Consider the following 21,338-nt stretch of genomic DNA (forward strand, 5'->3'; position numbering starts at 1 on the left):
AGGAAAGGGGCACTTCCGCTTTAACGTCTGAGTTGTATAAGACGGTGTTGGTGATGGTGGTGATGGTGGTGATGGTGGTGATGGTGTGTATATCCGTTATTCAGGTAACGGCTACTTATGGTTCCGCTCTTACAGCGGGTCACTTTTGAGAAGCGCAAAAGTAACCAAAACGCTTCTGCCCCACCACTCGGCACCTCGCCTAGGCTCGGTGTGCCCTCACTCCGGCATTGCTCCGTGGGCCGCCGCGAAGGGCCATCCATGGCCCAGCGCGGCTACCTCGGCATCCATGCCGAGGTGCCCACTGCGCAATACCTGCGTTCGGCCAGCGTGGTTTAACGGGGCATCCAGATCAAGATCAAGATCAAAAGCAAGAGCAAGAGCAAGAGCAAGAGCAAGAGCAAGAGCAAGAGCAAGAGCAAGAGACACATGCCAGCACTATTTGTCTGAGCCTCCGCTATCGCGAGCAAGCTCGCTCCCACACTTAATCTTCAGCAGACACAAAACTCATGTACGCCACAAAACTTGTGGGAGCGAGCTTGCTCGCGAAGAGGCCTGTACATTCACACAACTTCATTGGCTGTGATACCGCTTTCGCGAGCGGGCTCGCCCCCACAGGGGAAACTCGGTCCCACCAGAACCAGGTCGGCTATAAGGCCGCCTCGGGGAGGATGTTGATCTCGGACGCCCCGTTAACCACGATGGCTGAACGGAGGTGTTGTGGAGTGGGCATCCCGGCATGGATGCCGGGATAGCCGCGCTGGGCCATGGATGGCCCTTCGCGGCGGCCCACGGAGCAATGCCTTCGTTCAGGCATGCCGAGCCCTAGCGAGGCACCGAGTGGTGGGGCAGAAGCGTTTTGGTTACTTTTGACTGGGCCGGCTTCCGGGCTCTTCAAAAGTGACCCGCTGTAAGAGCGGAACCATAATTAGCCGTTACCTAGATAACGGATATACACACAAGATCATCAACAACACGAAAAAAAGCCCCGAAAGTCACCGACCTTTGAAAACCACACCACTCATATACTGATTCAAATCGCGAAAGTCCTTAACGCCCCAATCAAACGGCACCAACTTCACACCATTCTCTTTCAACGTCCTGGGAATCAAATCTCCATTGGGACGAAGTATTACCGACGACACAATAACACCCGGATAAACCCTCAAACGTTCCTTGAAAGCCGCAGTCGTAAGATCAGGCGTAGGAGGATTGCTCTTATGAGCCAAAGGCCCCGTCCCCTTGAGGTCCACCCCATGGCACATCACACATCGCTGCAAATAGATATTTTTCCCATTGGCATTATCCGCAAAGGACAGCGATGTTTGAATCAGCGACAAAATCCCTAGCGAAGCAATGACTGACATTCTCACTAGAACAGGTAACCCATGTAGATCGCCGCACCACCACCGGCCTGCAACCCAGCGTTCACACCCGCCATGACCACCGCCCCCTTGGCCGAGCGCGCCAGTTGCCGGTTGACCGTGGTCGCCGCAATGAGCGAAGTCGCCGGGTTGGAACTCAGCGCCACCGATAACGCCAGCAACTTGGGATCGAGCCCGAACAGCAGGGCCGTGGCCGAACCGCCGACCACCAGGCCCACGCCCACTTCGGTATACATGCAAGGACCCGTGATGTCGTCGCTGGTCAGGTCCCGATTGACCAAGGCGTCGCTGACAAACACCTTGCCGGTGCTGGGAAACGCCTCCGCCGCACCGGCCGCAGCCACACCCTTGCCCTTGATCTGGATATTGATCTTGCCGAAGCGTGGCAGCCTTGCGCCAAACCCGACACCCACGCCAACACCGCCATAGCGATAGCTGACGTCCTCGCCCTGGGGCGAACGCAGGATAATCGAGCCGCCACTGCCCGCCACCATGACCACGGTCAGACCGCCGCCGCTGGCGGTCTGGTACTGCCAGCGACTTTCATTGACCGGGAGAGGGATGTTGTAGCTCATACGTTCAAAGTCCTTTATGTGAATGAGCCGCACCGCGGCCGCGTTGACGGAAAGCTTTTAGCAGGCCGACAAGGGTGAACACCAAACCGATGAACCCCAGCACCCCGGAGGTCCCCCACAGTGCTGACGGGGCATCGACGATGGCGCTGCCAGCCGGCTGCTCGGGCAAGTAATGCACGCGCACCGGTTGGTCTTTCTGGTAACCGAAAATAAAGCCGCCCTGGGGATAGGAAATTTTTTCGCCGCTGACGGTGGTGAAGGCGATTTCAGGATGCGAACCACCGGCATTCAAATGGCTGACGATGCCATCGGCGGTCTGTGCCTGGGCGAGAAAGTCGCGTCGATCAAGGGTGAGGTTGACGGCAATGCCCAACAAGCCAACGCCAATCAGAGAAAAAAGCAGGCCCAGCAGTATCGTCCCGATGCGTGACGGGGTGTCGTTAGCCATGGCTTGTCCCGGTATTCGTCCATGAAAGAAGGCGGTGAGAATAACAAAAAGCCGGGCTATGGCGTAATGCTGGATTTAAATGCGGGCTACGGTGTTGGGTCAGTTTGAAATGATGCTGGAGGTACCGACACCTTCGCGAGCAAGCGCGTGAACACCACTGAACCTGTGGGAGCGAGCTTGCTCGCGATAGCGGCGGCTCAGCCCACATGGATGTTCAAACCTCTCGCCCCTCTCAAGCCTTCCGGGCCCTCGGCAAGAAAATCGCCAACACCCCGAGCAACGGCAGGAACGAGCACAGCCAGTACACATACTCGATACCACGGATGTCCGCCAGGTGCCCGAGCAACGCGGCGCCAATCCCGCCGAAACCAAACATCAGCCCGAAGAACACGCCGGCGATCATCCCGACGTTGCCCGGCACCAGTTCCTGGGCGTACACGACGATGGCCGAGAACGCCGAGGCCAGGATGAAACCGATGACCATGCTGAGGATGCTGGTCCACAGCAGGTCAACGTGAGGCAGAATCAGGGTGAACGGTGCCACGCCGAGGATCGAGAACCAGATCACCGCCTTGCGCCCGATCCTGTCGCCAATCGGCCCGCCAAAAAAGGTCCCCGCCGCCACCGCGCCGAGAAACAGGAACAGGTGCAACTGCGAAGAGGCCACCGACAGGTCGAACTTCTCGATCAGGTAGAACGTGAAGTAGCTGGTAAAACTGGCCATGTAGAAATACTTGGAAAACACCAGCAGCCCCAGCACCACTAGAGCACTCAAGACTCGGCCCTTGGACAACCCATGAGTGGCCGCCTGGCCTTGCTTGAGCTTGAACAGGTTCAGGTGGTTGGCGTACCAGCGGCTGATGCGGTACAGCACGTACAACGCAAACAGGGCGAACAGCCCGAACCAGGCCACATTGCCCTGCCCGTAGGGAATGATGATCGCCGCCGCCAGCAGCGGGCCGAAGGCGGAGCCGGCATTACCGCCCACCTGGAACGTCGATTGCGCCAGCCCATAGCGGCCACCCGAGGCCAGTCGCGCCACCCGCGACGCTTCCGGGTGGAAGGTCGACGAACCAATGCCGATCAACGCAGCCGCCAACAGGATCAAGGCAAAACTGCCGACCATGGACATCATCACAATGCCGATCAGCGTGCACACCGTCCCGGCCGGCAACAGCCACGGCTTGGGGTGCCGGTCGGTGTGATAGCCGACCCACGGCTGCAACAAAGATGCGGTCAATTGGAACGTCAGGGTGATCAGGCCAACTTGGGTGAAGGTCAGGCCATAGCTGTCCTTGAGCATTGGATAGATCGACGGCAGCACCGCCTGGATCAAGTCATTGATCAAGTGCGCCAGCGCCACGGCGCCGATGATGCGCATGACCAATGGGCTGCTTTGCGCCGGGGCGGCAACGGCCGAGGTGTCGGCTTGGGTATTGCTGATAGCCATGGGGTTTCCATACGACAGAGGGTGCACACGGGCAGGTGCGTCAATGTGCCATTTTTCGGTGCGACAAGGCTATCCCCTTAGCTTGCTATCGACCTTGAAAAATTGTCGAATTCCAAGGTGATAGCCCAACGCCATGGTCTGAATCTTGCCTTGTTAATGAGCTACAACGCGGCTCCTTACAAAGGGGACCGAGAATGGGAAGTTTCGCTACAGAGCTGGCCTACCGAGCCGATTTGGACAAACTTTCGAGGCCTTTTAAAAGGGCACCCGTTTTAGCACTGTGTAGAAACGCACAGAAACAGTGCAGGGGTGTTCAGGGGAGTATGGGCATGCAGGCTTTTCTATCACCGGGAATCAGGTTGTTGGGGCGTTTCGGCTTCGCCCGCAAATTCCAATTGCTGTTCCTGCTTTTTATCCTGCCGCTCATGGGCAGCCTGTGGCTCATTGGCCAGGATTATCGCGACAAACTCAGCCTGATTTCCGGGGAACGCGCCGGGGTGCGCCAATTGCTGGCCCTGGATAACCTCGACAACCTGCTCACCGCCCAGCGCAACCGCGCCGCCCGCTGGCGTGCCACCGAGACCAATCGGCAGCCGACACCCGCGACGCTGGCCGCCATGGCGGCGTACGATGCAGTGCAGCCGGCCCTCAACCAGGCCGCCAGTGACCTGGCCAATACCCTGCAAACCGCAGGGGCCGAAGCCGACACCCTCGCCCGTTACCAAACCCTGCAAACCAGCCTCAACGGCCTGGATTCGAAAAGCCTGGGCAGCGTGGGTTGGTGGCCGGATGGCTATGACCGCTTCACCGCAGCGCTCAGCGCCCTGCAAGCGTTGCGCGAACAAATGGTCATGGATAACCGCCTGACCCTCGCCTCCTGGCTGGAGACTTATCTGCTGACCCAGATTTCCACCCAGCAGACGCCGGACCTGATCGAACGGGTCGGCCGTCTGGCCAGCGTCGGCCAGGCCTCCGTGGTGTCGGGCCAATTCACTTTGCAGAGCCGCCTGCAACTGCGGGACCTGCGCAGCCGTATCGGCGACGCCCGGGATCAACTGGTCAAGACTGGAACATTGCTGGAAACCCGCCTGCCCAGCGACCTGCAGACGTGGGCTGGACAATTCCAAGGCAGCCTCAAGCACTTGGACGCCGGCCTCAAAGTCCTGGATGACGGCGTGTTCGGCGGCGCCATCAATCTGAAGCCGGAAGACTTCGAAAAACACATGGATGCCCTCCTCGCCGACCTGGCGACCCTGCGGCAACAATCGCTGGTGGCGCTGGATACGCGACTGGACCACTACTACGGCTCGGCGATTCGCCAGTTCATCCTGGTCGCGACGATCCTCGGCTGCCTGCTGCTGGCCGCGCTGTATCTTTTTGTCTGCCTGCAAGCGTCGATCCGGCGCAGCGCCAGCGGTATCACCCTACTGGCCGAGGCCCTGCGCGACGGCAATCTCAGCTTGCAAGTACCGGTGCAAGGGCGCGATGAACTAGCGGCCATCAGCACCGCCCTCAACGTCGCCGTGGTGCAGTTGCGCAACAGCCTGCTGGGGGTGGATCACGAGACGTTGCAGTTGAGCAACGCCGTGCGCACCCTCAATACACACTCCAGCGGCGCCCTGGGAGAAGTCGAGGCCCAACAAATACAGATCAGCCAGATCGCCGCCGCCGCGACGCAACTGGCCGCCACCTCCCAAGGCGTGGCAAAGAGCTGTGAACAAGCTTCCGACAGCGCCCAGCAAACCCGGCGCATCGCTGCCGACAGCAGCCGCGACAGCCAGCGCACCACGGCGAGTATCCAGCAGCTCAACCAACGGCTCAACGAAACCGCCGCCGCACTGGGACGGGTCAGCGAACAGGGGCAACAGATCCAACTGGTGGTCGATACCATTCGTGGCGTCGCCGAGCAGACCAATCTCCTGGCCCTCAATGCCGCTATCGAAGCGGCTCGCGCCGGCGAACAAGGCCGCGGTTTCGCGGTGGTCGCCGATGAAGTGCGCAGCCTGTCGCAACGCACCCAGTCCTCCACGCAACAGATTGCCGGCACCGTCGACAGCCTGCGCGCCACGGTCAACGAAGCCGTCAGCCTGATGGAAGCCGCCTGCGGCCAAGCCCAGACCGACGCCCAAGCCGTCACTGGCCTGGGCGAGCGATTGGGCGAAATTGCCAGCGCCGTGCAAAGCGTCACCGACACCCTGGCGCAAATCGCCACTGCCGTGGATGAACAAGCCAGCACCGCCGACGAAGTCAGCGGCAACATCCAACAGGTCGACCAGGCGGCCATGCGCTTGCTCGAAGGCGCACGGGCCGTGAACGTGGCGGCCGATACCTTGAGCCAGGGAAGCCAGGCCTTGAGTGCCAACACAGGGAGATTTCAGCTCGGCTGACGGGGATTTGCAGTGAGGATTGTTAAGCGGTTGAAAGCGCAGAGAAATATTTCAGATTTACGCTTGACACATCTTCGTTACCGGCGAATAATGCGCGCCACTTGGCTACATAGCTCAGTTGGTTAGAGCATAGCATTCATAATGCTGGGGTCCGGGGTTCAAGTCCCTGTGTAGCCACCAAGTACTAAAAACGGCTTATCGAAAGATAAGCCGTTTTTTTATGCCTTGAAAAAACCCGCTCTCTCAGAAACTGTTTATGCCCCTGCGATCAGGGACAGACAGGGCTTTGCTCAGTCTCGTGTCGATTTGCGCCACACGCCTCGCATCGCTACAGTCGATCCTATATCCCAAGCCCACGGATGGAGCGACACGTGCTCACAGATCTGAAACCGAACCTTCATCGCCTGTCAGCCGTTTCGTTGCTGGCTGTCGCGTTAACGCTTGGCGCCTGCAAGGCCCCGCCCTCCTCCACCGCCACACCAGCACTGCCCGCCCCGCCGGAGATCACGTCCGGCTACCGCACCGACGTGCAGACGCGTTACGCCGACAAGCACATGGCGGCCGCGGCCAACCCGCTGGCGGCCGAAGCCGGGCGGGAGATGTTGCGGCGCGGCGGCTCGGCCATCGACGCGGCGATTGCGATGCAAGCGGTGCTGACCCTGGTGGAGCCGCAATCGTCGGGCATTGGCGGCGGCGCGTTCATCGTTCTGTGGGATGGCAAGGCTGTGCGCACCTACGACGGTCGCGAAACGGCACCGGCCGGCGCCACCGAAAGACTTTTCCTGCAAGCCGACGGCAAACCCATGCCGTTTACCGCCGCCCAAATTGGCGGCCGTTCCGTAGGCACTCCCGGGGTGTTGCGTGGACTGGAACTGGCCCACCGTAAACATGGGCGCCTGCAATGGGCGACGTTGTTCGAACCGGCCATTGCGTTGGCCGAACAAGGCTTCGCGATTTCGCCCAGGCTGCATTCATTGATCGCGACCGACCCGTCTTTGCCGGGCTCGCCGGACATGGCGGCATACTTTCTCAATGCCGATGGCAGTCCGAAGGCAGTTGGCACCATCCTGAAAAACCCGGCATTGGCAGGGGTGCTCAAGCGCATCGCCAACGAAGGTCCCGATGCGTTGTATAAAGGGCCGGTTGCCGAGGAGATCGTCGCCAAGGTGCAGGGTCACGCCAACCCCGGCAGCCTTTCCCTGAACGACCTCCAGGGCTACACCGCACGGGAGCGGCCCGCGTTGTGCACCGATTACAAGCGCTGGCAAATCTGCGGCATGCCTCCACCGTCTTCGGGCGGGGTTGCCGTGGCACAGATCCTCGGGACGTTGCAGGCCCTGGAACAGCGCGACAGCAATGCCGCCCTCGCCCCCTTGAAACCCCTCAAGACCGATAAACCCGCCGGCATTGAACCCTCTCCCGAAGCGGTGCACCTGATCGCCGAAGCCGAGCGCCTGGCCTACGCCGACCGCGCCCAATACATCGCCGACCCGAATTTTGTAGCCGTGCCGCTCAACGGACTGGTCAATCAAGGTTACCTGGCCAGCCGAGCCAGCCTGATCGGCCCTCGTAGCATGGGTGTCGCCAAGCCCGGCACACCACCGGGCATCCAGGTAGCCTACGCCCCGGACCGTTCGCCGCTGCGTATTTCCACCTCGCAAGTGGTGGCGGTGGATGACCAGGGTGGTGCGGTGTCCATGACCACGACGGTGGAGTCGGCGTTCGGCTCACACCTGATGGTCCAGGGTTTCATGCTCAACAACCAGATGACTGATTTCTCGTTCATCCCTGAAGAAAACGGGCAAAAAGTCGCCAACCGCGTCGAGCCCGGCAAACGCCCACGCTCATCCATGGCGCCGACACTGGTCTTCGACCATCAAGGTAGACTGCTGGCCGCTGTCGGCTCCCCCGGCGGCTCGCAGATCATCGAATACGTCGCCAAGTCAGTGATCGGCCTGCTGGACTGGAACCTGGATCCGCAGACCGCCATCAACCTTCCCAACTTCGGCAGCCGCAATGGCCCCACCGAACTGGAGAAAGGACAGTTCAGCCCGACGCTGGTCCAGGCGCTGAAAGACAAGGGCCACACGGTGAGCGAAATCGACATGAACAGCGGCACCCAGGCTATTGTCCGGGTGCGTGATGCTCAGGGGAAAACCTCACTGGCCGGCGGTGCGGACCCAAGACGCGAAGGTCAGGCACTGGGCGACTGATCCAATTCGCTCTGCGGTTGATAGATCAGTAGATCTGCGGGCTGGCATTGCAGGTAGCTGCAAATGGCTTCGAGCGTTGCCAGGCGGATACCCTTGACCTTTCCTTGTTTCAACAAGGAAAGGTTGGCCTCGGTAATGCCGATTGCAGCCGCAAGGTCCTTGGATTTGACCTTGCGCATGGCCAGCATCACATCAAGTTGAATAACTATGGGCATGACGATCTCAAACGAAAGTTCTGTTTTCTGAATCGACTTCACTGGCCTGGGACAGTATCCGGGCAATGATCGCAATGCAGGCGGCGAGAAATAAAGCGACGAAAGATGGCGCGGTAATACTGAAGGTCAGCAATCGCTGGCCGACCGGTGCATTGATCGTCACCAGCAGGCTGAGAAACGGCTCGCAGATAAAGTCCAGCAGCACCCACACCGCCACTGCGCGCCCCGCATTTCCCAGGTAAACCGCTGCTGCGCTGGAAAAGTACTGCCCTTGGGCGTAGTGCTTGAAGAGCCTGCGCAAGTTGGTAAGCCCGACCGCCAGGGCCAGCAAGGGAATGCTCGTCAACAGTGCTCCACCCAGGCATTGCCACCCCGTCAACCGCAGCGCCTCTTCAGGCAGACTCGACAGCTGCCGCTCGGTCAGGGCAAACCCCAGGCCGTATCGCGAGGTCGCCTCAGGATACAGCCAGGCCACAGCGTTGACGGCCATCATCGCGACCATGAAAACAAGGGTGATGGCTGCCATCCGCTGGCTATACAAGGCAAGACGATTCGAGTGCATGTGAGGCTCCAATAGAATAAAGGAGCCCAGAACATAACCAACAAATTATCGCAAAACAATAATTAATATGTAAAAAACGATAATAACAGACCTTACGTGGAAAGCTGATTAGCGAACTGGCTCACCGCATCGACCACTTTTTTCGCCCCGTCCTGGATCTCAACGATCACCGTCCCCGCCTCGGCGGCCAAGGCCAGTCCGTGTTCGGCCTGGTGCTGGCCGTCGGTCATCAGCGCTACGGCGTTGCGGGCCATGTCCTGGTTCTGGCGAACCACGCCGACGATTTCATCGGTGGCCTGGCTGGTACGCGATGCCAATTGGCGCACCTCATCGGCCACCACCGCAAAGCCCCGGCCCTGCTCGCCGGCCCGGGCCGCTTCGATCGCGGCGTTGAGCGCCAGCAGGTTGGTCTGTTCGGCGATGCCGCTGATGGTCTTGACGATGGTGCCGATCACCAGGGATTGCTCGTTCAACGCCTCGATGCCTTGACCGGCGGTTTGCATGTGCCGGGCCAAGTCGCGCATCACGTCCACGGCCTGGGTCACCACCGTCGTGCCGCGCTGGGCGCTGTTGTCGGTCTGCAGCGAGGTGCTGTAGGCAATGTTGGCCGCCTCGGCGACGGCTTTTTCCTGGTTGACCTGGTCGGTGATGTTGGTCGCGAACTTCACGACTTTATACAGTCGGTCGTTGGCATCGACCACCGGGTTATAGGACGCCTCCAACCATACTTCACGACCGCTGCTATCAATGCGCTTGAAGCGCCCGGCCACGAATTCCCCACTGTTCAAGCGTTTCCAGAAATGCTGATAGCCCGCGCTGTTGTATTCCTCAGGCTCACAAAACGTGCGGTGGTGCTTGCCCTTGATCTGCGCGAGGCTGTAACCCATGGCATTGAGGAAGCGATCATTGGCCGTCAGCACGTGCCCGCCCAGATCGAACTCAATCACTGCCGTTGAACGCACCAACGCGCCGATGAGGTTCTCGTGTTCCCGGGACGCTTCGATGGTGCGGGTCAGGTCATTGGAGTACATCGAAAAATAGCGGATCCGCCCGTCAGCATTCCGTACGGGCTGGAGGATCGAACGCAGCCAGGCTTCCTGGCCGTTGCCCCGCAGCAAGCGCACGGCACCGGAAAAGTGCTCGCCACGGGTCAGCGCCGACTTGAAGCGAACCTGGAATTCATTGGATCTCAGATACGCGGGAACCAGCTCATCCACAGCCCGGCCGATCAGGTCCTGGCTCTTGTAGCGCATCTCGTCGAGGAAATTCTGATTGACCGATTGAATCCGTCCGTCGGCATCCAGGGTGAGGCCAAGCATTTCGCGATCCAGGCTTTCCTTGACTTGCACAAGGCTGGACAGTTCTTGGCGAAGAGCCAGTAGCTCCTGCTTCAGGCGGTGGTTGAACATGGGCAGCTCCGACAGCAGAAGAATTGAATAGGCTGTTCCCTTGCCATCGGCCCGGCGTTTTTTTTCTAAAGAGCGCCGCGAGCCGGTACTGAAAATATACCGTCGCCCGCCGAACCCGATCAGCCTCCCACGGTCACTGGATTGTTCTACTGTTGCGCCTGGCTTTCGAAGCAGCCTTGAATATTCATAATCATAAAAACGAGGTAATTGCCGTGACCACTGACATCGAAGACAGCCGTTCCGCCCGCTTCGCCTTGCGCTGTTCCAGTTTCGCCGAGCGCTGGTTTCCCGACTCCTGGGTCTTCGCCGCGCTGGCGGTGCTGGTGGTCGCCGTGGCGACGCAATTCATCGGTGCCACGCCCACGGCAGCGGCCATGGCGTTCGGCGACGGCTTCTGGAGCCTGATCCCGTTCACCATGCAAATGGCCTTCGTGGTGATTGGCGGTTACGTGGTGGCCAGCTCGCCGCCGGCCGTCAAATTGATCGATCGCCTGGCGCGCATTCCGACCAACGGTCGCTCTGCGGTGGCGTGGGTGGCCCTGATTTCCATGGTCGCGTCGTTGCTCAATTGGGGCCTGTCGCTGGTATTTGGCGGTTTGCTGGTGCGCGCCCTCGCCCGGCGCACCGACCTGAAGATGGATTACCGCGCCGCCGGCGCCGCCGCTTACCTGGGCCTCGGCGCGGTATGGGCCCTGGGGCTGTCTTCGTCAGCGGCGCAATTACAGGCCAACCCGGCCAGCCTGCCACCCTCGATCCTGTCGATTACCGGCGTCATTCCTTTCACCCAGACCATTTTTCTCTGGCAGTCCGGCGTGATGCTGCTGGCGCTGATCGTGATCTCGCTGATTGTCGCCTACGCCACCGCTCCCGGCCCCAACAGCGCCCGTGATGCCGCCGCGTGTGGAATCGATCCGAGTTTCAGCATGCCGGCATTGCAGCCCCGTACCCGCCCGGGAGAATGGCTGGAGCACAGCCCACTGCTGACCATCGCCCTGGTGCTACTGGCCGCCGGCTGGCTGTTCCATGAATTTTCGACCAAGCCTGCGATCAGCGCCATTTCCGGGCTCAACACCTATAACTTCCTGTTCATCATGCTCGGCGCCTTGCTGCACTGGCGGCCGCGCAGCTTTCTCGACGCCGTGGCCCGCGCGGTGCCGACCACCACGGGCGTGTTGATCCAGTTCCCGTTGTACGGCTCGATCGCCGCGCTGCTGACCACGGTCAAAGGCAGCGATGCCCAGACCCTGGCTCACCACATCTCGACCTTTTTCGTCCAGATCGCCTCCCATGACACGTACGCTTTGCTGATGGGCGTCTATTCGGCGGTGCTGGGCTTTTTCATTCCTTCCGGTGGCGGCAAGTGGATCATCGAGGCGCCCTACGTCATGCAAGTGGCTAACGACCTGAACTATCACCTCGGTTGGGCGGTGCAGATCTATAACGCCGCCGAAGCGCTGCCGAACCTCATCAACCCGTTCTACATGCTGCCGTTGCTGGGGGTGTTGGGCCTGAAGGCCAGGGACTTGATCGGGTTTTCCTTTGTACAGTTGCTGGTGCACACGCCGTTGGTACTGGCGCTGCTGTGGGCGCTCGGGACGACATTGACGTATTTGCCGCCAGTGATGCCATAAAGCCACAAAACAGGGCCGATATTTCCATCGGCCCACTTCTTCTTCGGCTCGGTCTGTTTCAGTATGGATACACCCTGTTTTCCTGGGGCCCCCACGCTGAAAAGGATCTGAGCATGTTCAAACTCGCTGTACTTCCCCTTGCCGCCCTCACCCTGAGCGCCGCCGCCCACGCCGCCGACATCGACGTAAATCTTGGCAGCACCGAACGCGTCACCCGTCTCTTCGCTTATCCCAACAACTGCAACGTCATTTGTTTTCGCGACTGGACGCTGGAACAGACCGTCGAGCATTACCTGACGCAAAGTGTCCAGCGCGACGGCTACGACGCGGCCAAGGTCAGCGTCAAAAGCGATAACGGCACCGTCTACGCCAACATCAGCGGCGTGCCGAAAAGCTATGGCCAACCGCTGAAGGCCCTACTCGACGCTGGGGACCTGGCGTACAACGGCGCAACCAAACTCAACAACGACAAGAAATGGTCCTACAACTGGTACCTGTTCCTGCCGCTGGGCATGGCCTTGGAGAACCGCAAGAGCGTCGAGTTACTGCACTTCCCGCCGGATTACTCCCTGACCCAGGCCCAGGATTACTTGGAATCGGCCACCACCGACCGCTGGGCCACGCTGCTCACCGTCAACGGCATCGCCGCGCCAAACACACCCGCCTACCAGACCATCATCGACATCGCGCCCATCGCGGCGCCGTCCAATGCTGGCAGCACCTTGGAGGGGCTCTACAGCTACTTCAACGATTACCAGACCACCATGGTCAAAGAGGTTACCCAAACCGCCAGCGGCGCCGCATTGCCGATGGTGGCCTTCGGAGCGCCCGTTCGGAACTGGATCAAGACCCAGTACGGCCAGACCATAGGCGTGCTCGGCCTGGCAACCATCACGCCGACGGCGGGGGTCAAGGTGCCGGTCCTGGGTTCCAACCACCCGAGCTATATCTGGTACGCCGCTGACAAGGAAAACTACGACGGTGACGAAGCCAAGGCGGATGCCGCCGGCTTGAAAGTCATGGGCCAGGACTTGAGTGCTGCCTGCTGGCAGGCCGGCATGGGCAGCAAGCCGGGCACCGACCCAAGCACCCTGCTGAACCAGTGCACGCAGACCTGGCAGGTCACGGAAAAGGAAAAGACCTGCGAGTTGTTCTACACCTCGGTGCGTAAACTGAGCGAGGCAGACGCGGCGAAGAAATGCGAAACACCGGCGATCAAGTCGCAACTTCCACAATTGAAGGAGCCCATGCCGCTGCCTGCCGAGGCGGTGTAAACCTTGAGGCGCTTTCCCGCGTAAGCCTGCGCTAACGCGGGAAAGCGCCTTTGGCTCCTGTCAGAGTCGACAGTAGATGTCGCCCCCCGACTTGGGCGAAGCTATCAAGAGCGTCTTTCAACCACCACATTTCTACGGCACTGGCGTCGTCAATGTCAGTGCGACTGACAAGCCTAAGTCAGGGCGCGCCAACCGGGCGCAGCCGATACTGCGGCGGCAATTGCTCGAAACCGCTGATCGTGGTGTCCAGGCTCTTCCAGCGTCCGTCCTTGATGCCGTAGATGCAGCCATGAATCGACAGTTTCTGCCCACGGTGCCAGGCGTTCTGCACGATGCTGGTATGGCCGACATTGGCGACCTGCTGGATCACGTTGAGTTCGCACAGGCGATCCACACGTTCCTCTTCGGTCGGCAACTGGCCCAACGCCTCGCGATGCTCGTAGTACAGGTCGCGAATCGAGCGCAGCCAGCCGTCGATCAGGCCCAATTGGCGGTCCTGCATCGAGGCGCGCACACCGCCACAGCCGTAATGGCCGGTGACCAGGATGTGTTTGACCTTGAGCACGTCCACGGCGTACTGGATCACCGACAGGCAGTTGAGGTCGGTATGCAGCACCACGTTGGCCACGTTGCGGTGCACGAACAGATCACCCGGCAGCATGCCAACGATCTCGTTGGCCGGCACCCGCGCATCGGAACAGCCGATCCACAGATACTCCGGGGTTTGCTGACGAGCCAGCTTGGCGAAAAAGTCAGGATCCTCCTGCTTGATCGCATCGGCCCAACGCGCGTTGTTATCAATCAGATCTTGTAATTCGTTCATGCTGTCTAGCCTCGATAGAGAGTGCGCAACTGTGACAGACGACCGCCGGTCGGGGTCACGTCGGTGATGCATTGGAATTCCTGGCTGCGCTGCCGGTCGACACCAGTAAGGCCCACAGTAGGAGGAATTGCCATGAATGATTCACGACGCCCCTTCGATGCGACGCAACCGGAACCCATCGACGACAACGAGGATCGCATGGGCTCGATGCATGAGTTGGAGTTCGACGACGAACAGCCCAGCGCGAAAATCGGCGACGAATTGCCGCAAGGCGAACGCGAACAGCTGATGCCGCGTGAGCGCGTGCGTGAAGCGGGCATGACCGGCGCCTCGACGGATGACCATCAATCCACCGATGACGACATGAGCCCGGAAACCCTCATCCGCGAAGACGGCGCCCGGGACGCCTCCGAGGCCGGCGACGACGAGCAGGCGGATTGGGACCTGAGCGTCGTGCATGAAAATGATATTGGCGGAGGCGATGGGCTGGATGAAGCGGAAATGGCCGATATCGATCCATTGGATGGCAAGCGCTGACCCGCCCTGTGGGAGCGAGCCCGCTCGCGATAGCGGTGGATCAGCTTGCATCAATGTCGAATGTGCCGCCGTCTTCGCGAGCAAGCTCGCTCCCACAAGGGGTCGTGGCCGTTCAGTCCACCAAGGTACATGCCATGACCACCGCATCCTCGCGCCCACCCACTGCCGGGTAGTAATCCCGGCGCCGGCCCACTTCGTTGAAGCCATAGCGCTCATACAGCCGGAACGCCGTGCGATTGCTGTCGCGCACTTCCAGGAAACATTCCCGGGCCTCGGCCTTGTAAGCGATCGACATCAGGTGTTCCAGCAGGCACAAGCCCAGGCCACGGCCCTGGTTTTCCGGCTTGACGGTGATGTTGAGCAGGTGCGCCTCGTCCAGGATGATCTGCACCACCCCATGGCCCACTTGCTGCTGGCCTTCGAACATCAGCCATATCTGGTATTTGCCCAGTCCGTCGAGAAATATCCCGCGGGTCCAGGGGTGGCTGTAGGCCGCGTATTCGATTTTCAGTACAGCGTCGAGGTCCGCCTCGGTCATCGGGCGGAACGATACAGCGTCACTCATTCGATTCTTTCCAGCGCGCCATCAGCCGGCGCATGGCTTGCCAGACATCAGCCTTGCGCTGTGGCGTTTCCATTAACAATTCCAGCCCGGGCAACGCCCAGGCCGAGCCCAGGCCTTCGACCTGCAGTTCGCGATTGAACGCCTCGGCATCCGCCTCGCCGGCAAACTTCACCGCCGGCAGGCCGATCAGCCACAGGCACACGCAGGGCTCGTCTTCGAGCCGCGCCGAAACGAAGCCTTGGACGAAATCCCGCGCCGCTTCCGGCCCCTGGTCCATGGTGCCTCGCGACAACAGCGGCCAACGCACCGGTTCGCCAATGATCTGCGGGCTGTCCGGCAGACCGGCGGCGCGCAGCATGTCCTTGAGCAGCAGGTAGGCCGGATCGCGACTTTGAAACGGCTCGCCCGTGGGCAACTCCACCAACAGCAGGCAACGCCCGGCCCGCAGCAGTTGCAGGGCGAAACGCGGCGGGGCGACATAGGGGGCCTTGGGCGGCGCCTCGACCACCTCTTCCACCGGTTTGGCATTGGTGCGGGTCGAGGCCAGGCTCGGGCGCGGCACTTCGATCTTGGGCCGCTCGGGTGCGGCGGCTGGCGCCTCGGCGACCGTCTTGGCCACAGGCGCCGTCACGACCGGCGCGACGTACTCGGGCTCGGGCGTTTCCAACAGCTCGGGCCGCGACGGGGCGGCGAACGGCAATTCGGTACGCGGCAGCCAGTTGACCACCTGCATGGCGGTCAGATAGGCGCGGCGACGGGACTCGATAAGCAAGGGTCGGCCACTTGTGGATAACTGAAAGTGGAAGCGATTCTACCGCCCTTCGACGCGGATCGCTGCCCTGTGAGTCAATTATCGATCAATAGGGAGCGACAGTCCGTCCAAGGGGTGAATCGCAACCGGCCCGATGCAGTACAATCGCCGCTTTTAATTGCCAACCCGACGGCCATTGCGATGATCGAACCCAAGCGCGTCTTGCGCGCCCTCGCCGAACACTGGGCATTGCTGGAACCTTTGTGCGAGCACTTCGACCAGGGCACCCTGAGCCTCAACGAATTGCGTTCACAGCTGGCCGCCCAACAACTGGACAGCACGCCCCAGGACATCACCAACCTGCTGGACGTGTGGATCCGCCTGGACATCCTCGTACCGGTGGCGAAAAGCCCGAACCGCTTCGAGCTCAACGCCCAGATCCATGACTTCCTCGCCTACCTGCGCCGCGAGCACCGCCTGGGCCTGTGCCTGGAGATCGAAGCCTACCTGCGTCACCTCGAACGCCTGGCCGGCTACATCCAGGATGCCTTCGATGTGCGCGACGGCAACGACCTGGCCCGCCAGTTGCGCCTGCTGGACATGCGCGTGCGCGACGTCCTGAAGAAACTGGCCAACGACGAACAGGCGCTGGTGGCCGTCGCCGAACGGGCCAAGACCAGTGACCGGCAGATCCCGCTGCGCCAGCGCTATGCCGAAGTGCTGGCGACCTGGGACGAATACGTCGAGCCGATGATCCAGTTGGTGAACGCTGATGGCGCGTTCGAGCAAGGCGTGCGCAAGGTCGAGAACGTGCTGTTGCGCATGCTCACCGAACAGCAGCGCCTCGGCCATCTGGTGGACGACGACATGCTGCTGCGCACCCACGCGCGCATCCTGGAGATGCAGACCAGCGCCCAGCTGACCCTGCGCCACGCCCGGGAACTGCTTTTGCCGTTGCGCGAAGAGGCCCGCCGCCATAACGCCGTGACCCGTGGCGCGGCGCTGGCCCTGGCGGCCATTCGCCGCAAAGGCATTGACGCTGTGCCGCAAGCGGCCATGCCGCTGTTCACCCGGCCGCAAAGCACCTTCCTGGGCAGCGCCAGCCAGGTTGAAGCCTACGTCTATGCCCTGGCCCGCTTCGAACCGAAACCGGCGCGTTTCCCCAAGTCCCACAAGACCCACAAGGGCGGCGAAGCACCACGTGCGCCGCGCACCGTGCGCGAGATGGTCGAGCGCTGCGAAGACGCCCTGCCGATGCCGGACTTGATGACCTGGCTGCTGGAGCAGGAGCCGGACGGCGCCACCGACGAATTGCTGTACTGGTTCTCGCGCCTGTCGCGGGAAAAACGTTTCAAGCGCGAGCGTCTGGAACGCCGCGAATACCACACTCACGAGCATCAGGTCAGCCTGCGCTCCTTCGCCCTGCTCTCGGCCGGCGACACCGCCGCCGAGGATTCTGCGAGCATCCCCCATGCATCTTGATCTATCCGAACTGTCCCAGCTGGCGCCGATCTTCCGCGAGCTGTTCAAGGGTTACCACGTCAGCCGCCGCGACCCGGAACTGTACGCGCAGTTGTCGAACTTCCAGGACCAGTACCGCACGCTGTTCAAGGCCCTGGGCTTCGAACTGGTCTGCGACACCCGTGGCTTCTACTACTTCGTGCCGGACCTGGCCGCCGCCGCGGTGAACAAGACCGCCCAGCGCCTGGCCCTGTTCACGTTCATCCTGGTCGAGCACCTGGCCGACCAGGGCCGCGACCCCATCGCCGTGCTCGATGGCGGTAGCCTGGGCCGCGATGAGCTGCCTTCATTGCTGGAGAAATACCGCGACCTGTTCATCCAGGCCGAAGTACAGACCCAGGAAGAGCTGGAAGAAAAAATCATGCGCCGCATGACCCAACTGGGTTTTGCCAGCGAAGAAAACGGCGTGTACCGCTTCCTGCCGCCGATGCATCGCTTCCTTGATGTCTGCCTGTCCGTCCAGCAGGACCGCGACCTCGCCGCCAGCCTGCACAGCGTGCTGCCGCTACCGGCACCGGTATTGATCGATGAAGACAGCGACGAAAAACTGCTGCAGACCGATGATCCGCTGGACCTCAGCGAATTCGAAGGCGAAAGCGAAGAAGACGCACTGGCCCGCGCCATTGCCGAAGAACAGGAGACCGACGCATGAGCAAGGAACGCTACGGCATCCGCCGCTTTGCCCTTTTGAACACCGCCGGCTACAGCCTGGGCTTGTTCCCCCTGGAAGAACCGCTGTCGGTGTATGGCGCGAACAACCTGGGTAAATCCGCCTCGATCAACGCCTTGCAGTTCCCGATCCTGGCGCGCATGTCGGACATGAGCTTCGGCAAGTACAGCCTGGAACAATCCCGGCGTTTCTACTTTGCCTCAGACACCAGCTACATCCTGGTTGAAGTCGCCCTGCCCCACGGTCCACACGTGATTGGCGTGGTCGGGCGCGGCCCTGGCGGTGGTTTCGGTCACCAGTTCTTTGCCTATGCCGGCAAACTGGACCTGGCCCACTATCAGAAAAATGACACCTGCCTGCGCCAGAAAGAGCTGTTCACCAACCTGGAGCGCGAAGGCCTGAAAGCCTACGAACTCAAGCCGGATGAACTGCGCCGCCTGCTGGTGGGTGGTCACACCTCGATCCCGCTGGACCTGACGCTGATCCCGCTGCGCTCCACCAGCGAGCAAAGCCTCAAGACCTTCCGCGCGCTGTTTATCAACCTGCTGCACATGCGCGAAATCACCGCGGCCAAGCTCAAGCAACTGTTCCTCGATGCGTTCGAACACAGCCTGCGCTCCGGCAGCGTGGACTACATCGCCGCGTGCGAAGAAGCCTTCCGCGATGTACGACGCATGGAGCAGGACTACAACTCCCTGGTGGCAGCCGGTCCGCTGGTGGAAGCCCTGGCCAATGGCGTGAAGCAGCGCGACATCCTGCGCGGCAAATTGCATCGCCTCTCGCCGTTGCTCGACTCGCTGCTGGGCACCTGGTCGGACTACGCCAGCGCGCGCAAGGAAGAGCTGACCATCCAGGCCGAACACTACCGCAACGAGCAGGATTCGCTGCAGAACGACCAGCGCGGCGGCACCCAGGAACTGATGCGCCTGGAACGGGAAATCAGCGGTATCCAGCGCTGGATCGGCGAGCTGTCGGTGCTCAAGAACCGCTTTGCCCTGGTGGATGACGTCAAGGTCCTGGAGCAACAACTGCTCGCCGCCAAGGACGCCCACGACGAACTGGCCGGCGCCCTGGCCCAGTCCCGGCAGTTCAGCGCCGAAGACTTGGAAGAACGTCTGCGCGACCTGGAAAAGCGCCTGAAGTCGGTCAAGCAGCAACTCGATCACGCCGACAACAACAGCTATGCCCGCCTGCGGGAAGAGTTCTCCCAGCAGGACGTGGAACGCCTGATGCGCTTGTTCAACAGCGCCCTGTTCAGCCTGCCGCTGGGCGAGCACGGCATCGCGCTGGACGAGAACGGCGAGTGGGTCAAATCCATGGAGCTGATCCTCGACGGCTTCAAGGGCGAGCGTTTCGAAGTGCCGGGCCTGTCCATCGACCTGTCCCACATCGAGCCGCCGGCCCTGCAAGCCCTGGCCGACCGTGCCGCACTGCGGGACCAGAAAGAACGCTTGGAAAAAGAGCTCAAGCAGCTCAAGACCCAGCAAGCCGTGGCCGCCGACCGCGCCGCGAGCAAGACCCAGACCGAGGCGCTGTACCAGCAGGTCCTGGACGCACAGAAAGCCCTGGAAGATTTCCGTCGCACCCAGACCTTGAGCGCAGAGGAAGGCGAGAAACTCGAGCAACTGGCGCAGATGGAAGCCGCCCAGGACGAACTCAAGCGCTCCAGCGATGCGTTCACCGAACGCGTCCAGCAGCTGTCCGCCAAGTTGCAACTGGTGGGCCGGCAGATCGCCGACATGGAAGCCAAGCAGCGCACCCTCGACGACGCCCTGCGCCGTCGTCAATTGCTGCCGGCGGACCTGCCGTTCGGCACGCCGTTCATGGACCCAGTCGATGACTCCATGGACAACCTGCTGCCGCTGCTCAACGATTACCAGGACAGCTGGCAAGGACTGCTGCGGGTCGACGGCCAGATCGAAGCGCTGTATGCCCAAGTGCGCCTCAAGGGCGTGGCCAAGTTCGACAGCGAAGACGACATGGAGCGGCGCCTGCAGCTGCTGATCAACGCCTACGCCCACCGCACCGACGAGGCCCTGACCCTGGGCAAGGCGCGTCGTGCTGCCGTGACCGATATCGCCCGGACCTTGCGCAACATCCGCAGCGACTACGACAGCCTCGAGCATCAACTGGCGCTGTTCAACCGCGAGATCAACAAGCGCCAGGTGTCCAACCTGCAGAGCTTCCGTATCGTCCTGGCGCCGAACAAGGAAGCGCTCAAGCACATCGACCAGATCATCCACAGCGCCGGCCAGTACGAAGAAGGCGAGACGCTGTCGGTGTTCGATCTCAGCCAGAGCGCCGAGCAGGACAACAAGAACGAAGAAGCCAAGGAATACCTGGCGCGGCTGGTGGCGGCGAACCACAACCAGCTCGGCCTCAAGGACCTGTTCGAACTGGCGTTCGAGATCACCAAGGTCAACGGCCAGCCGGTGATTCACACCGACATCGACGGTGCGGCGTCCAACGGCACCACCATGACCATCAAGGCGCTGACCAACATGTACTTGTTGCTGCACCTGATGGACCGCGAACAGGCCGGTCGCGTGCGCCTGCCGTACTACCTGGACGAAGCGGCGGACATCGACGAGAAAAACCAGGCCGCACTGCTGGAAACCAGTCTGCAACTGGGCTTCGTGCCGATCCTCGCCAGTGTGAAGCCGCAAGTCTGCGCCAGTGTCGCCATCGACCTGGAAGGCGGCAGCGGCCCGAACGGCATTTACATCGACGAAGCGGACTGGAAATACATCCGTCGTCACGATGCGGTGAAGGCCACGGTAAATGTCCAGGCCGATGAGCCGGAGCTGGATTCGGTGTGATGTGAATCTCTGGATGTGAAAAAGGCCGCGATCCCTTGGATCGCGGCCTTTTTTGTTATCGCATATTCTGTGGCGAGGGAGCTTGCTCCCTCGCCACAGGCATCAC

General features: G+C 61.2%; 19 protein-coding genes, 1 tRNA gene and 1 pseudogene. 9 read left to right on the forward strand and 12 right to left on the reverse strand.

Annotated elements, in window-relative coordinates; all coding sequences use genetic code 11:
- Window positions 1–992: 992 nt before the first annotated feature.
- From ACLH0I_RS24760 to ACLH0I_RS24775, 4 genes are all read right to left on the reverse strand, one after another.
- On the reverse strand, window positions 993–1,364 hold the full coding sequence (locus ACLH0I_RS24760) for a c-type cytochrome (RefSeq protein ID WP_250965018.1): 372 nt from the start codon (window positions 1,362–1,364) through the stop codon (window positions 993–995).
- 5 nt (window positions 1,365–1,369) lie between these two features.
- Entirely contained in the window at window positions 1,370–1,957 is a 588-nt protein-coding gene (locus ACLH0I_RS24765; protein ID WP_053187275.1) for a hypothetical protein, read from the reverse strand.
- 4 nt (window positions 1,958–1,961) lie between these two features.
- The gene (locus tag ACLH0I_RS24770) at window positions 1,962–2,405 is read right to left on the reverse strand and encodes a DUF3592 domain-containing protein (protein WP_250965020.1); all 444 of its coding nucleotides are present in this window, start codon (window positions 2,403–2,405) and stop codon (window positions 1,962–1,964) included.
- 232 nt (window positions 2,406–2,637) lie between these two features.
- Window positions 2,638–3,855 carry an MFS transporter gene (locus ACLH0I_RS24775; RefSeq protein ID WP_411385632.1) on the reverse strand — a complete coding sequence of 406 codons (1,218 nt, stop codon included), beginning with the start codon at window positions 3,853–3,855 and terminating at the stop codon, window positions 2,638–2,640.
- A gap of 329 nt (window positions 3,856–4,184) precedes the next feature.
- On the opposite strand from ACLH0I_RS24775, the gene ACLH0I_RS24780 reads away from it, so the two are divergent.
- The 3 genes from ACLH0I_RS24780 (at window position 4,185) to ggt (ending at window position 8,455) form a co-directional block, all read left to right on the forward strand.
- On the forward strand, window positions 4,185–6,242 hold the full coding sequence (locus tag ACLH0I_RS24780) for a methyl-accepting chemotaxis protein (protein ID WP_186704998.1): 2,058 nt from the start codon (window positions 4,185–4,187) through the stop codon (window positions 6,240–6,242).
- 103 nt (window positions 6,243–6,345) lie between these two features.
- A tRNA-Met gene (locus ACLH0I_RS24785) sits at window positions 6,346–6,422 on the forward strand.
- 179 nt (window positions 6,423–6,601) lie between these two features.
- Entirely contained in the window at window positions 6,602–8,455 is a 1,854-nt protein-coding gene (gene ggt, locus ACLH0I_RS24790; RefSeq protein WP_411385633.1) for a gamma-glutamyltransferase, read from the forward strand.
- On the opposite strand, the gene ACLH0I_RS24795 is transcribed toward ggt, so the two are convergent.
- From ACLH0I_RS24795 to ACLH0I_RS24810, 4 genes and pseudogenes are all read right to left on the reverse strand, one after another.
- Window positions 8,437–8,670 carry a helix-turn-helix domain-containing protein gene (locus tag ACLH0I_RS24795; RefSeq protein ID WP_250965030.1) on the reverse strand — a complete coding sequence of 78 codons (234 nt, stop codon included), beginning with the start codon at window positions 8,668–8,670 and terminating at the stop codon, window positions 8,437–8,439. The genes ggt and ACLH0I_RS24795 overlap by 19 nt on opposite strands.
- A gap of 7 nt (window positions 8,671–8,677) precedes the next feature.
- Window positions 8,678–9,196, reverse strand: coding sequence for a DUF2975 domain-containing protein (locus ACLH0I_RS24800; protein ID WP_411385634.1), 519 nt, complete (start codon window positions 9,194–9,196; stop codon window positions 8,678–8,680).
- Between the two features lie 128 nt (window positions 9,197–9,324).
- Window positions 9,325–9,756, reverse strand: a complete 432-nt coding sequence (locus ACLH0I_RS24805; protein WP_411387554.1) for a methyl-accepting chemotaxis protein — start codon at window positions 9,754–9,756, stop codon at window positions 9,325–9,327.
- Window positions 9,757–9,864: 108 nt separating this feature from the next.
- A pseudogene (locus ACLH0I_RS24810) lies at window positions 9,865–10,641 on the reverse strand (PAS domain-containing protein); the annotation flags it as partial.
- A 212-nt stretch (window positions 10,642–10,853) separates the two neighbouring features.
- Here ACLH0I_RS24810 and ACLH0I_RS24815 point away from each other — a divergent pair.
- Both ACLH0I_RS24815 and ACLH0I_RS24820 read left to right on the forward strand, forming a co-directional pair.
- On the forward strand, window positions 10,854–12,272 hold the full coding sequence (locus ACLH0I_RS24815) for a short-chain fatty acid transporter (RefSeq protein ID WP_053125223.1): 1,419 nt from the start codon (window positions 10,854–10,856) through the stop codon (window positions 12,270–12,272).
- 113 nt (window positions 12,273–12,385) lie between these two features.
- A complete protein-coding gene (locus tag ACLH0I_RS24820; protein ID WP_411385635.1) occupies window positions 12,386–13,546 on the forward strand; it encodes a hypothetical protein in 1,161 nt (386 codons plus the stop codon).
- Window positions 13,547–13,724: 178 nt separating this feature from the next.
- Here the strand turns inward: ACLH0I_RS24820 and can are convergent, their stop codons facing one another.
- Both can and ACLH0I_RS24830 read right to left on the reverse strand, forming a co-directional pair.
- Window positions 13,725–14,369 (reverse strand): carbonate dehydratase, encoded by a 645-nt coding sequence (gene can / locus ACLH0I_RS24825; RefSeq protein WP_003185433.1) that lies wholly within the window; start codon window positions 14,367–14,369, stop codon window positions 13,725–13,727.
- A 5-nt stretch (window positions 14,370–14,374) separates the two neighbouring features.
- A complete protein-coding gene (locus tag ACLH0I_RS24830) occupies window positions 14,375–14,503 on the reverse strand; it encodes a hypothetical protein (RefSeq protein WP_284739223.1) in 129 nt (42 codons plus the stop codon).
- Here ACLH0I_RS24830 and ACLH0I_RS24835 point away from each other — a divergent pair.
- A complete protein-coding gene (locus tag ACLH0I_RS24835; RefSeq protein WP_411385636.1) occupies window positions 14,502–14,906 on the forward strand; it encodes a serine kinase/phosphatase in 405 nt (134 codons plus the stop codon). The genes ACLH0I_RS24830 and ACLH0I_RS24835 overlap by 2 nt on opposite strands.
- 112 nt (window positions 14,907–15,018) lie before the next feature.
- Here ACLH0I_RS24835 and rimI read toward each other — a convergent pair whose 3' ends face one another.
- Together rimI and ACLH0I_RS24845 are read right to left on the reverse strand one after the other, a co-directional pair.
- Window positions 15,019–15,471, reverse strand: coding sequence for a ribosomal protein S18-alanine N-acetyltransferase (rimI, locus tag ACLH0I_RS24840; RefSeq protein WP_250965035.1), 453 nt, complete (start codon window positions 15,469–15,471; stop codon window positions 15,019–15,021).
- On the reverse strand, window positions 15,464–16,243 hold the full coding sequence (locus ACLH0I_RS24845; RefSeq protein ID WP_250965036.1) for an energy transducer TonB: 780 nt from the start codon (window positions 16,241–16,243) through the stop codon (window positions 15,464–15,466). Before ACLH0I_RS24845 ends, rimI begins: the two co-directional genes overlap by 8 nt.
- A 180-nt stretch (window positions 16,244–16,423) precedes the next feature.
- On the opposite strand from ACLH0I_RS24845, the gene mksB reads away from it, so the two are divergent.
- Genes mksB through mksF form a run of 3 tightly spaced genes read left to right on the forward strand, consistent with a single transcriptional unit; the run spans window position 16,424 to window position 21,232 of the window.
- Window positions 16,424–17,704 (forward strand): Mks condensin complex protein MksB, encoded by a 1,281-nt coding sequence (gene mksB / locus ACLH0I_RS24850; protein WP_411385637.1) that lies wholly within the window; start codon window positions 16,424–16,426, stop codon window positions 17,702–17,704.
- Window positions 17,694–18,395: an Mks condensin complex protein MksE gene (gene mksE, locus ACLH0I_RS24855; RefSeq protein ID WP_014340217.1), complete on the forward strand. Its 702-nt coding sequence runs from the start codon at window positions 17,694–17,696 to the stop codon at window positions 18,393–18,395. Before mksB ends, mksE begins: the two co-directional genes overlap by 11 nt.
- Window positions 18,392–21,232, forward strand: a complete 2,841-nt coding sequence (gene mksF / locus ACLH0I_RS24860) for an Mks condensin complex protein MksF (protein ID WP_411385638.1) — start codon at window positions 18,392–18,394, stop codon at window positions 21,230–21,232. Before mksE ends, mksF begins: the two co-directional genes overlap by 4 nt.
- Window positions 21,233–21,338 lie beyond the last annotated feature (106 nt).

This window comes from Pseudomonas sp. MPB03, from assembly GCF_046605385.1.
GTDB lineage: Bacteria > Pseudomonadota > Gammaproteobacteria > Pseudomonadales > Pseudomonadaceae > Aquipseudomonas > Aquipseudomonas zanjanensis.

What these genes read in the sequence shown, in the direction of transcription:
- ACLH0I_RS24760 (WP_250965018.1), bottom strand. Translation starts at nt 1,364, where the DNA reads ATGTCAGTCATTGCTTCGCTAGGGATTTTGTCGCTGATTCAAACATCG.
- ACLH0I_RS24765 (WP_053187275.1), bottom strand. Translation starts at nt 1,957, where the DNA reads ATGAGCTACAACATCCCTCTCCCGGTCAATGAAAGTCGCTGGCAGTAC.
- ACLH0I_RS24770 (WP_250965020.1), bottom strand. Translation starts at nt 2,405, where the DNA reads ATGGCTAACGACACCCCGTCACGCATCGGGACGATACTGCTGGGCCTG.
- ACLH0I_RS24775 (WP_411385632.1), bottom strand. Translation starts at nt 3,855, where the DNA reads ATGGCTATCAGCAATACCCAAGCCGACACCTCGGCCGTTGCCGCCCCG.
- ACLH0I_RS24780 (WP_186704998.1), top strand. Translation starts at nt 4,185, where the DNA reads ATGCAGGCTTTTCTATCACCGGGAATCAGGTTGTTGGGGCGTTTCGGC.
- ggt (WP_411385633.1), top strand. Translation starts at nt 6,602, where the DNA reads ATGGAGCGACACGTGCTCACAGATCTGAAACCGAACCTTCATCGCCTG.
- ACLH0I_RS24795 (WP_250965030.1), bottom strand. Translation starts at nt 8,670, where the DNA reads ATGCCCATAGTTATTCAACTTGATGTGATGCTGGCCATGCGCAAGGTC.
- ACLH0I_RS24800 (WP_411385634.1), bottom strand. Translation starts at nt 9,196, where the DNA reads ATGGCAGCCATCACCCTTGTTTTCATGGTCGCGATGATGGCCGTCAAC.
- ACLH0I_RS24805 (WP_411387554.1), bottom strand. Translation starts at nt 9,756, where the DNA reads ATGCGCGACTTGGCCCGGCACATGCAAACCGCCGGTCAAGGCATCGAG.
- ACLH0I_RS24820 (WP_411385635.1), top strand. Translation starts at nt 12,386, where the DNA reads ATGTTCAAACTCGCTGTACTTCCCCTTGCCGCCCTCACCCTGAGCGCC.
- can (WP_003185433.1), bottom strand. Translation starts at nt 14,369, where the DNA reads ATGAACGAATTACAAGATCTGATTGATAACAACGCGCGTTGGGCCGAT.
- ACLH0I_RS24835 (WP_411385636.1), top strand. Translation starts at nt 14,502, where the DNA reads ATGAATGATTCACGACGCCCCTTCGATGCGACGCAACCGGAACCCATC.
- ACLH0I_RS24830 (WP_284739223.1), bottom strand. Translation starts at nt 14,503, where the DNA reads ATGGCAATTCCTCCTACTGTGGGCCTTACTGGTGTCGACCGGCAGCGC.
- rimI (WP_250965035.1), bottom strand. Translation starts at nt 15,471, where the DNA reads ATGAGTGACGCTGTATCGTTCCGCCCGATGACCGAGGCGGACCTCGAC.
- mksB (WP_411385637.1), top strand. Translation starts at nt 16,424, where the DNA reads ATGATCGAACCCAAGCGCGTCTTGCGCGCCCTCGCCGAACACTGGGCA.
- mksE (WP_014340217.1), top strand. Translation starts at nt 17,694, where the DNA reads ATGCATCTTGATCTATCCGAACTGTCCCAGCTGGCGCCGATCTTCCGC.
- mksF (WP_411385638.1), top strand. Translation starts at nt 18,392, where the DNA reads ATGAGCAAGGAACGCTACGGCATCCGCCGCTTTGCCCTTTTGAACACC.